The 11250-nt window shown below is 28.4% G+C and carries 12 protein-coding genes, 1 other RNA gene and 2 pseudogenes; 6 read left to right on the top strand and 9 right to left on the bottom strand.

All coding sequences use genetic code 11. From position 1 onward, the window contains the following. Position 1: 1 nt before the first annotated feature. Positions 2-472, top strand: coding sequence for an SsrA-binding protein SmpB (smpB, locus tag DYE57_RS09240; protein WP_115313778.1), 471 nt, complete (start codon positions 2-4; stop codon positions 470-472). Positions 473-580: 108 nt separating this feature from the next. Beyond that, positions 581-942: a transfer-messenger RNA gene (gene ssrA, locus DYE57_RS09235) on the top strand. Between the two features lie 887 nt (positions 943-1829). On the opposite strand, the pseudogene DYE57_RS09225 reads toward ssrA, so the two are convergent. The 4 genes and pseudogenes from DYE57_RS09225 to DYE57_RS09210 all read right to left on the bottom strand — a co-directional run. Further along, a pseudogene (locus DYE57_RS09225) lies at positions 1830-2361 on the bottom strand (DUF4352 domain-containing protein); the annotation flags it as partial. A gap of 689 nt (positions 2362-3050) precedes the next feature. After that, a complete protein-coding gene (locus tag DYE57_RS09220) occupies positions 3051-3386 on the bottom strand; it encodes a hypothetical protein (protein WP_115313776.1) in 336 nt (111 codons plus the stop codon). 2 nt (positions 3387-3388) lie between these two features. Next, positions 3389-3655 carry a hypothetical protein gene (locus tag DYE57_RS09215; protein ID WP_232619654.1) on the bottom strand — a complete coding sequence of 89 codons (267 nt, stop codon included), beginning with the start codon at positions 3653-3655 and terminating at the stop codon, positions 3389-3391. Positions 3656-3941: 286 nt separating this feature from the next. Beyond that, positions 3942-4142 carry a hypothetical protein gene (locus DYE57_RS09210; RefSeq protein ID WP_115313775.1) on the bottom strand — a complete coding sequence of 67 codons (201 nt, stop codon included), beginning with the start codon at positions 4140-4142 and terminating at the stop codon, positions 3942-3944. 211 nt (positions 4143-4353) lie between these two features. Here DYE57_RS09210 and DYE57_RS12905 point away from each other — a divergent pair. Next, positions 4354-4479, top strand: a pseudogene (locus DYE57_RS12905) (DUF1433 domain-containing protein); the annotation flags it as partial. A 492-nt stretch (positions 4480-4971) separates the two neighbouring features. On the opposite strand, the gene DYE57_RS09205 reads toward DYE57_RS12905, so the two are convergent. Continuing rightward, positions 4972-5442: a hypothetical protein gene (locus DYE57_RS09205; RefSeq protein ID WP_126517396.1), complete on the bottom strand. Its 471-nt coding sequence runs from the start codon at positions 5440-5442 to the stop codon at positions 4972-4974. Between the two features lie 952 nt (positions 5443-6394). Next, positions 6395-6898: a YagU family protein gene (locus tag DYE57_RS09195; protein ID WP_115313772.1), complete on the bottom strand. Its 504-nt coding sequence runs from the start codon at positions 6896-6898 to the stop codon at positions 6395-6397. 310 nt (positions 6899-7208) lie between these two features. Here DYE57_RS09195 and DYE57_RS09190 point away from each other — a divergent pair, with 310 nt between their 5' ends. Next, a complete protein-coding gene (locus tag DYE57_RS09190; protein ID WP_115313771.1) occupies positions 7209-8156 on the top strand; it encodes a cation diffusion facilitator family transporter in 948 nt (315 codons plus the stop codon). Positions 8157-8447: 291 nt separating this feature from the next. Next, positions 8448-8741, top strand: coding sequence for a GyrI-like domain-containing protein (locus tag DYE57_RS09185; protein ID WP_232619655.1), 294 nt, complete (start codon positions 8448-8450; stop codon positions 8739-8741). A 73-nt stretch (positions 8742-8814) separates the two neighbouring features. Here the strand turns inward: DYE57_RS09185 and DYE57_RS09180 are convergent, their stop codons facing one another. Next, positions 8815-9300: a hypothetical protein gene (locus DYE57_RS09180; RefSeq protein WP_115313770.1), complete on the bottom strand. Its 486-nt coding sequence runs from the start codon at positions 9298-9300 to the stop codon at positions 8815-8817. A 159-nt stretch (positions 9301-9459) separates the two neighbouring features. Then, a complete protein-coding gene (locus DYE57_RS12900; protein WP_126517390.1) occupies positions 9460-9531 on the bottom strand; it encodes an epsilon family phenol-soluble modulin in 72 nt (23 codons plus the stop codon). A 743-nt stretch (positions 9532-10274) separates the two neighbouring features. Between DYE57_RS12900 and DYE57_RS09170 the strand changes: the two genes are divergently transcribed. Continuing rightward, positions 10275-10451: a cold-shock protein gene (locus DYE57_RS09170; RefSeq protein ID WP_115313768.1), complete on the top strand. Its 177-nt coding sequence runs from the start codon at positions 10275-10277 to the stop codon at positions 10449-10451. 79 nt (positions 10452-10530) lie between these two features. Here DYE57_RS09170 and DYE57_RS11880 read toward each other — a convergent pair whose 3' ends face one another. Beyond that, positions 10531-11106, bottom strand: coding sequence for a hypothetical protein (locus DYE57_RS11880; protein WP_165417903.1), 576 nt, complete (start codon positions 11104-11106; stop codon positions 10531-10533). Positions 11107-11250: the final 144 nt, after the last annotated feature.

Here is an 11250-nt window from a genome sequence, read left to right as displayed (position 1 = left end):
AATGGCTAAGAAAAAATCAAAATCACCAGGTACATTAGCTGAAAATCGTAAAGTAAGACACGATTATAATATAGAAGATACGATTGAAGCAGGAATTGCTTTACGTGGTACTGAAATTAAATCCATACGTCGTGGTAGTGCCAATTTAAAGGATAGCTTTGCGCAAGTGAGACGAGGCGAAATGTACCTGAATAATATGCATATTGCTCCATATAAAGAAGGGAATCGCTTTAATCATGATCCTTTACGTACACGCAAATTACTCTTGCATAAAAAGGAAATTCAAAAATTAGGTGAACGTACACGAGAAATAGGGTATTCTATTATTCCGTTGAAATTATATTTAAAACATGGTCAATGTAAAGTCTTACTAGGCGTTGCTAGAGGTAAAAAGAAATATGATAAACGTCAAGCGCTTAAAGAAAAAGCGGTAAAACGTGATATTGATCGTGCGGTAAAAGCCCGTTATTAAGCATTGTCATTGCTTAATTGGGCTATGTTTGATATGATAGTTTACAATGACAAATTATTTTATTGATGATTTAATCAAAGTCATTTTTTATAGATTAATTTGAATTGAGGGGACGTTCTTGGATTCGACAGGGGTCTCCAGAGCTTATTAAGCGTGTTGGAGGGTTGGCTCCGTCATCAACACATTTCGGTTAAATATAACTGACAAATCAAACAATAATTTCGCAGTAGCTGCGTAATAGCCACTGCATCGCCTAACAGCATCTCCTACGTGCTGTTAACGTGATTCAACCCTAGTAGGATATGCTAAACACTGCCGCTTGAAGTCTGTTTAGATGAAATATAATCAAGCTAGCATCATGTTGGTTGTTTATTGCTGAGCATGATGCGAAAATGATCAATAAACTACACACGTAGAAAGATTTGTATCAGGACCTCTGGACGCGGGTTCGAATCCCGCCGTCTCCATTAAGTAGCTCCGCAACCGTATAGGTTGTGGGGCTGTTGTAATTGTGTGAAAGCAGCAACTTTTATTGATGACAAAAAATTATATCAGAAATATAATAGTGCTAAGAAAAAGACCTGTGTTGCTTTGAGTAATAGTAATCTATATAACTTTGTAAAGCTAACTATAAATATTGACGTATTAAAATACGATGTTGATAAACACTGTGGTACTAAAATTGTACTTTAGAAATAAATTACAATCTTTAATTTTAACAGTTGGCTTTGTTTATCAGATTCAAAGATAAAAGCTAATTGTAAACCAGTACTTTGAAATAGGGACGTACTTTAATGTAAGAGATAGTTATATTTTTGTTATTATCTCACTAAATAGTATGGTTGTTGATTTAACGATTTGTTTAGTCAGAAAGGTAAAATGTAGCAACTATTTTTACTATTGTAGTCCTGAGTTAAGATTACAAGTATTAATTAGTTGTCTATTCAATTCCAATTATTTAATTTAGATAAGCTTAATGTAAGTAGTTATAGAATGTATATTTAAGTTAAAGAATGTATATTTAAGTTAAAGCCTTTTTTATCATTCATCTCCTACAAAGTTACCAGTTTCAACATTATTTAAATCTCCACCTCTCTTGCGATCAAAATTTTCATTATGTTCAACCGTTTGTTTTTTCATTCTTTAAATATATTGTCATTATGGTATACAACATTTGGGTCAATTTCACTCTCTGAGTTTGAAGCTTTCTTTGTTATATTGAGGATTTTGAACTTCATTTTTTTTAATTACTACAACTAATTACGTTTGAATTGGATGTTTTATTTTCAGCCTCTAAAGGCGTAACTAAATTGTTTTGACCTTCATCTTTTTTAGAGCTAACTGCTATTGTTTTTCCTTTTCCTTGAGTTGTACTATCAGGGTTGACTTGTTCCAAGAAAAAAGAGTTTTCAATGCTACCATCTTCATTTTGATTAGCAGACATTGAACCTTGAGAATCAGCTTCTAAAGATTTACCACCAGATTTTAACTTAAACATATTGCTATCAATTGTCAGTGCTTTATTACCTGTAACGTCAACTGTAACAAATGTATCTTTAGCGTTAGTTGGCAAGGCTGAAGGCCCTACTGATTTCATGTTTTCAACTGAATTTACTGTCACTTGTAAATTACCGTTTTTTGCAGTGTCTCCTATTTTATAAAATTTGTTATCATTTGGATTATTTGAGGTTAAGTGACCAGTAAAAGTGGTTGTACAAGCAGAGATACCAATAACAATTAAAATTAATAATATTAAACAACCGCTACAACCGAATAGCCAGCCTTTTTTACGTTTTTTCTTTTTTTGCTCACCTTGTTTGTTTCTTCTGATACTCTTGGAATTGCTCCCATTGTTTTCTTTGTTGATCTTGATTATAGTTTTCTTCCATCATACCTAACTAATTTGTTTTTTATAATTTAATTATAATATATTTTAAATAAATTTTTAAATAATTATGACACATTTCTATTTAAAAAAAGTAGAAAGTAGATTGTTAAGAAAAAAATAGTATGTTGTATTTTTGAAAGATATCTACGTTTTGAGGACTTCTTGTAATAAGGACATATTAAAGTAAATACTGTTATCTATGTTACCCCAAATTACTTTCGTTTTTTCAGTTTTGACATTTTATATGCAATTCAATAGTCAATTAAAATATTTGTTATGACAACATTTATAATAATTATCACATGAATAGGTAAATGCAATAATGAAATTCAGTCGCTCTATTAAAGAAGCCCCACAACCGTATAGGTTGTGGGGCTGTTGTAGTTGTGTGAATCAAAGCGTATGAGAGAAATAATCCGTTTGTTGTTTACTATGATTCTCTCAATTTTTAAAAAGTTACGGAAGATACATTTAAATACAATACATATATAGGTTTGCTAGATCTATTTACAACGGGCAGGTCGAAACGATAGGTTAGTTATTGTGACCTACTCAGAAAGCGGTAAAGTTTATTAGACTATGACAAAAACTACATTTTTTATATAAAGAAGTTTGAGGCTTAAAAAAGCGCAATATATTAGTATGTCATCTTCAAATTATTTTAAGAAGAAAATACAAGTAATGATATAATTAGAACCACCCGTCATAGGTTCTGCAACTACTAATACATGACTCAATTGCATTTTGGTCTTCGACGACCTTTGAATGGTATTTACTCATTGTTTCGACCATAGCATCGGCTGTTTTACCTTCAAATCCAAATATCAATGTACCTTTTAATTCAAATATAGCTTGAATTAAATCTTCAAATGAATCATTATATTTTTCTAAACTATCTTTTTCTTCATATATCATTGATTTGACATCAGATTTCATTTCATGTTTTAAATATTCAAGTTTTATGAATTCTGCCTCTTTTTTGGCTGTTTCTTTTAACCCGTCTTTAGCAGCATTCAATAGTCCCATTGTTATGCATCCTCAAACATTTGATACATTTCACTTAACTCTTTGTCACGATTTTCCATTTTTTGTCCAGCATCTACAATTTTTTCAGAGAGTTGTTCTAATTGTTTTTTATGTGATTTTAGATTCGATAAGGTAGAGTCAAATTCTTTTTTATCGTAAAAATCATATTTTCCGGATTTAGTAAGTTCTTCCATGTAACTTTCTATGTCAGATGCATGTATATATTTATAATTACCCGATGAAATTTGATTTTTTGTACTTTTCTTCAATTTGTCTAGCACGCTTTTTGGAATTTTCCTCATAATCTTCTAAACGGTGTATTGTTTTATCAATTGCTTTTAGATTATTATTTAATTTTTCAGCAATATGCTTTGTCTGAGTCTATTTAATCTTAATATTGTCGACCATTACTTGAGCGATGGTTCCGTCTAAGCTATGACCTCCACCATAAACATGTTTATAATTTCTTTTCTCTAGCACCGATTCAGTACATGCATTAGCTTCGTCAAATTGTGAATTTTTAGCAGTATTGTCAGGATATTTGTAGTCAATAATTTAGTTATTTAAGGCTTTATATTCATTGTATAATTTTAAATCTTTTGGGTTTGATTTTATTTGATTATTAAAGATACTAGAAAAAGCTAACTTTGCATCGGTTTCTAAATCTGCATTCTCTTTAATATCAGTACCAGCATAAATCATATAGACTGTGTCATTATCAACTTTACCATTACTATCTATTCGTGATACTGCCATGCCTTGAAATCCATTACCTTTATCGATATGTGATGCTTGAATTTTAAAATTTTATTTTGACTTACCGTCGAAATATACTGAGAATACTTTTTCATTAATAGGACTATCATAAACTTTATCTGATAGTTTATAATATGTAATAATTTTGTCTTTTAACTTTTTCATAATTTTACATCAAAGGAGTAATTTTTTGAATAAAAAAGTATTCTAGATATTGATTATATTTATAAGTATAATATTAATAATTGGTGGAGTCTATTTAAAAATGGAATATGATAAAAAGAAAGAGAAAGAAGAAAAATACTATGCTGAGCAAGAAAAAAGAATAATATTATTTAATATTGCATAATAGTGGTTTTTTACTAAGACTCCAAATAATTTTAAGTTTAAAATACATAGTAGATAACTATGAACGTTCAAAAAGAGAAAGTTAATTTTCAATTTTAATTGTTTAATAATATTTCTAATTGAATTGCCCTTTTTTAAAAAATAAAAATTTTTTGTTGAATTTATTATACTAGATAAATGATTAATGAGCTCTTTATTATAGAAAATTAGAATTATAAAAAGATGTCTTAATTTTTAAATTATAGTAGTATAAAATTACATTTAGATGAGTAGTGATTATATATAAAATTATGAAGAAGTGTTGTCATTCGAAGACATAAGCTGGGCTGAACTCTAGGAACTAAATATCTACTATATTATGTATTGAATATAATAAACAGTAAGATGATTTATATTAGGGAACATCTTACTGTTTTTTTAGAATTATGCTTAGTATATTTAATGATTAAACTGTTTTACATATAATTTAAGATATAGAAAATTATTCTTTATTTTCTATAATTTTTAGCAATTCAATTATTTCATCATTTTGATTAATAATTTTATTCAACAATGCAGTGTTAATGAAGTTTTGATTTAATTGGGACATGTGATAATTATAATTCATTTGCTTCTCCAAATTCATAGAAAGCATTCCAGTCATATTACCTAGTTTATTTACAAAAACATCAACCCTATTTTTATCTGTTGCATTAATTAAAGTAATGGAAGGATGTTCTATACCACGTTTTTTGAAAAAGGAATTTAATTTATTATCTTTTGATACATCATTATGATTTTTAGTTGTTTTAAAATATTTTAAAATTTCACGTTTCTTATCTATAGTTAAGCTTTTATATTGATTTTTCTCTTCTTTATTTAATGAATTTAAATATTCACATTCTGACCATATTTCTCTCATTGTTAATCTTTTTTTAGGTATATTTTTTATCATATCTGCTCCTTTAGCCATAATATAAAATGGTATATTCATATTATAATCATACTATTGGAGTGTATACTACTATATAAAATTTTTATTTTACTGCAAATTATATGATTTAATATTTTGTACTACCTTCTAAAATATATGGAGTATATTTGTAGATCATTAAAAAAGTTCAATCTTGTTTGAAACTTAACCAATCATTTATTTTAATAAATTTATTCGTCTATTAGACTTGGTGTGAAAAGATTTACACTATATAAATCACAATCATATACCTAAATAGTGTGCTGAGATATAATGAACAAGATAGCCCATTAATGACAATATCCCAAGGGAAATAAAGACTGCTGAAATATTTCTACAGTGGGTTTTATAGGATAGACCTTCATTTTGAGCTAAGAAGAAACTAAAGATATATAATCCGATCCCTATTATGAAAAGAGCTATAATTACAAATAACATAAAGACTTCGTGCTCTTCCTTTCTACATAAATGTTAATCATCAATTTTTATTTTAACTAACTTTGAATGTTAACAAATCTAAGTTTCATGAATTTAGTGTAATTCGTTATTTAACGCAAAAACTAGTATACAATTTAAATGTAAAAACGACAACAATATCATAACTTTCATACATTATTAAAGTATCTTTGAAAAGTTCTCTGATAGCTACTATGTCTATGTAATTTTATATATTAGTAAAACGATGTGGAGGTATCTAAATTTACATAAAAAAGTCTGAGACATCAGTCATTGTTCAGGTGTTTTTTCGAATATTGGCAGTCGATGACTGAATTGAAAATGCGTTTATATCAAGCTTTTTTCAACTATAGTCTTGGACCCTAACAAAGAGAAGTTTATCCATAAATTCAACAGACAAAGCAAGTTGGGGTTCGTTGCCGGGATGAGACAACGAATTCAATATGAATTCTGTCTCACTCCCTAAAAAAATTTTATGATTATAAGTCTGTAAAGATTAATATTTTACATCTGGTTGATAAAAATATCTTCGAACCATTTCTATAACCATCATCCAAACAATGTGTCCGAATAATTCAGAGATATGCTCGGCAAATGGTTGCTCAAATGGACTTGGTACAACCTGCATGATAGGCATAATTATCAGGTGGAAAGCTATCCAAATGATAATACCAAATAAGGCACCATAGCCAAGTGTAATTTTAGTATATTTTTTGGCTAACAAAATATAAATAATAGCGATAACTGCTGAAAAGCTATAATGGACGATAAAACTAATCCATGGCAGTGCATGTTCAGAAAAACTGTATGTTAGATGAGTTACGTCTGATGGCACCCCCAAAAGTTGAAGAAGTTGTTGTGGTGGGTTAGTTGCGTCTCTTACAGGTGTTCTCGGTGGAAACATGACTTCCCAACCCAATTTAACTATCCCTGACAAGAGTCCTGCTATGATTCCTGCCCAAAGAAGCTTAATCCAACTTTGATTTGTCTTGGTTTTCATGCTACATTTCTCCTTTATTTGCATGTAATTTTATTAAAACGTCACAATGGCGTTGTTAATTAAAATAAAGCATTATATTTCAATCTAATTATATTACTTTTTTCGAGTTCAAAAGTATAAATTATTTGAACTTTTGATAGTATAGATTGGCTTTTTTAAATTTTACAAATACATACTTGATAAATATAAATTCAATATTTTGACTTTACTTAAAATCGTACGAAACTTTAGTTAATAACAGTCGACAAAGGGTATAATAAATTAAAATTAAAAAATTATATTTAGTAGATTATGTTAATGGAGGATTAAGATGGAAAATAAACCAGATTATTTTCATCATATTGAACATAGAAAGTTTCAAAGTAGTTCTAAAGTGACGCTCTGGTTATCATTGATGATAACTATTATTTTTACAATTATAGAATTTACTGGCGGAATAATTTCAAATTCACTTGCGCTACTTTCTGATTCATTTCATATGTTAAGTGATGTACTAGCTTTAGGGTTATCAATGGTAGCCATTTACTTTTCAAGTAAACCACCGACTAAAAATTATACCTATGGCTTCTTACGACTCGAAATTATAGTAGCGTTTCTCAATGGTTTAGCATTAATTGTCATCTCATTAGGAATTATGTATGAGGGGATTATGAGAATTATTCATCCTAGATCAATAGAAAGTGGCATAATGATAATTATTGCTATCATTGGACTGATTACCAATATTTTATTAACTATTATTTTGATGGTGTCTCTGAAAAAGGAAAATAATATCAACATTCAAAGTGCGTTGTGGCATTTCATTGGAGACTTATTAAATTCTTTAGGTATTATAGTCGCTTTTGTGCTTATACGTCTTACAGAATGGAACATCATTGACCCGATAATTAGTATAGTTATTTCAGTAATTATTTTAAGAGGTGGCTACAAAATAATTAAAAATGCTTCAAAAGTTTTAATGGAGAGAATTCCTGATCGCTTTGATACTGATGAAATTATGACTGATATGAAAAATATTGAAGGGGTAATAGATATTCATGAGTTTCATCTATGGAGCGTTACAACAAATCAAAGTTCTTTAAGTGCACATGTTGTGCTAAGCGATGAATATATTAGATCACCCTATGCGACAATTAATAAAGTTTCAGATTTACTAAAAGAAAAATATGGTTTAGAACACGTGACACTTCAAATTGAAAATATTAATCTCAATCATCTACAAGAAGATTACTTTAAACAAATCCAAGAAGAGGAATAAATGATATAAGCATAATTACTAGAATAAAGTTACATGATATCCATCCCAAAACTAGAATGAAATTTAATTTTTGGGATGTTTTTATTTTTTAAAATGTGCATTGAGAAATATTTTAACTCAGGTTACTGTTTCATTAGGAGGGGACAAAATGGACTTTAAATATAGAAGAATTAGAAGGATGTTACGTCGTTTATATGAGATATACAGGTAACCATGGTAATGAAGAAACATTTGAAACGATGAGGAGAGAATCATTATTGGAGTTATGTCGAAAAATATGGGGTGTTAGAAGTGGATTTAGATGATCCTCAAACTGTTATACCCAAACATTGCAGATATGATGTTATGCTAAGAATTGATGACATAGTTAAAGATGAGAATATTAATTTTCGAAAATTCCATGGTGGAAAGTGTGCTGTCTTTTCAATTCCACATACAGAAGAAGCGGTTTCAAAATTTTTCCGAGATTTAAATAATATTTTAGATAAAACTCAACTACATATGATTAATCATCCTATCATTGAGCGTTACAAGGAAGGGGAGAGAATCAATAATTTTTGTGATATGTTAATTCCCATAGAATGACTTCAATTCAAATAAATTGATAACATAGTAAAATGCGTACTAAAACTAATTATTAGCACGCATTTTTTATAATTTAATCACCTCTTTGTTGATTGTTATAGGTTCCGTTCTGTTGTTGGGCGTTATTATTTTGAGCATTGGGGTTTGTATTTGGTTGATTATCGTTTATATATTGATTTGTCTGTTTAGGTTGAGGACGATACTGTTGTTGATTATATTGTTTTTGTTGTTGATTCGCGGAGTTGTATTGATTTTTATTTGAGTTTTGATAACCATTATTTGAATTATTATTAGTGTATTGCGTTGAGTTTGAATTATTTTGAGTTAATTGAAAATTACTATTTGAATTTTGTTTAGAAGCAGACTTATCTTTCTTATGACTTAATTGACTATCTTTTATTTTATCTTTAGCATTATTAACTTTTTTATCACCATTTGAATTCTTTTTATGGGAGCTTTTAGATTCTGACTTAGAATTGTCTTTATCAGATTCGTGGTTATGACCATATGCTCCTAAAATTAAAAAACTAGATAATAGAATCATAAATAACTTTTTCACTACAAATTTTTTTCCAATAAAATCTTTAGTAACTTCAATTTACTCCAAATATGTATTTATAATTTTTAAACGTTGTAAAAATTAAATTTTAAGTTTTACAATACTATTGTAGACATAAAAATCCCCTCTTCTTAAAGAGAGGGGGTAGTAGAGAATAAATTATTTTTCGTTGTTACCGAATAAACCTTTTACGAATGCGATTACTTTTTTGATTAAGTTGATGATGAACATGTGTCTCACCTCCTATGTATTTGTTAATTAAATTATAGTATTGAATCAAAGTATTTGGGTTGCTAGTTCTAAAGTAATTAAAAAATATTCTTAAGTGTTATTTTAAATTGTAAAACAAATAACTTGGAATTCATTTCTGTTATAATATTTTTGATATAATATATTTATTTTGTATGACTTATAAGTTTAATAAGAATTAAATTTTATAAAACACCCTTCACTAAGGAAGGGTAACGTTATTATTTGTCGTCTGTTTTGAAAACATCTTTAAAGAATTGTACGCCTTTTTTTAGTAAATCAAAGATGAACATGAAAAGCACCTCCAATTAAATTGATTATGGTTATATGGTACATAATTTAATTGGATTGCAGTCTATCATTGCGTAAATTAAAATATTAAGTTCCGTAGCGTTATAAAATTTAAAATAATACGAGAATATTCTTCCTAATCGTTTAATTAATAACATGTCTTGTGAAAAAATATGACATATTATAAGATAAATCTTTGTTTTGGAGAAGAAAAACTTTAAAAGCGTATATTTTAAAATAATTTAAGTTAAATTAGTAGTATATATTTTTAAAAATTATAGAAGTTCCTTTACATTTATGAAAATAAGAGTATAGTGAAGTTTAAGTAATAAAGTACGTGAAGTTGATTGTGGAATTATTTTTATAGAATATTCTCTTTTGATTAATGGATTTGTTACAAATATTTAGTGCAAACGCACACGGAGGTATTCTATATGAATAACGGTACAGTTAAATGGTTTAATGCAGAAAAAGGTTTTGGATTTATCGAAAGAGAAAATGGCGGAGATGTATTCGTACATTTCTCAGCAATTGCTGAAGATGGATACAAATCTTTAGAAGAAGGCCAAAGCGTTGAATTCGAAATTGTCGAAGGTGAACGTGGCGAATAAGCTGCAAACGTTGTTAAAATGTAATAATTAGCAAAAACCCTCAAAAAAGGGCTTTTTTGTTATCAGTTTTGTGGTCCAATTATTGTTCAATTGCATTATTAAATATCTGAGAAGCTTCTTTTTGCCTTCGTATACTTTCTGCGTCACTGATTATCCCCTTTTCATTATCTTTAGATGCTTGTTGTTCTATTTTCGTTTTTTTATCTAATGCTTTTGCTACATCTCCAGTTATATATTGATTTGGAATTTCACTATTCATGGGGAATTTTATATTACCATTCTGTTCTTGACTCGTTTGTTGATGCTTTTCGTTATTAGAAGATTGTGTGTATCCAATGCTTTGATTATAACTTTGTTGTTCAGTGTTTTGCTTGTTATTTGCTGGATTGTTTTTAATATTCTGTTGTACTTTTTCTCCACTTACACGATCAGAATTATCGTTTGAATCTAATTGATTAAGAGTATTCTTTTTCTTAGCACTATCTTTTTCATTCTTTATTGTTTTATTCTTATCTTTTGATTGTTTATGAGTTTTCTTATGGTGTGAAGTTGATTCTGTATTCTTCTTGTGGTTGTCTTTTGATGAGTCATTATGGTTACTACAAGCAGTTAAAATTAAAAAGCTACATATAAATAAATATAAAACTTTTTTCATAACGCCCTCCATTTTTTATGTTTTCTTTATATATATTTTATAATATTAATAGTTACTTGTCTTTAAAAATAAAAAAATCGCCTGTGCAGTTACTTTAATAATGACGAAAAATTAAAGTCTGCACGGCGACAACAAGAAGTAATG

The sequence above is a fragment of the Staphylococcus saccharolyticus genome, assembly GCF_900458815.1.
GTDB lineage: Bacteria > Bacillota > Bacilli > Staphylococcales > Staphylococcaceae > Staphylococcus > Staphylococcus saccharolyticus.
This window is presented reverse-complemented; position numbering and strand designations above follow the sequence as displayed.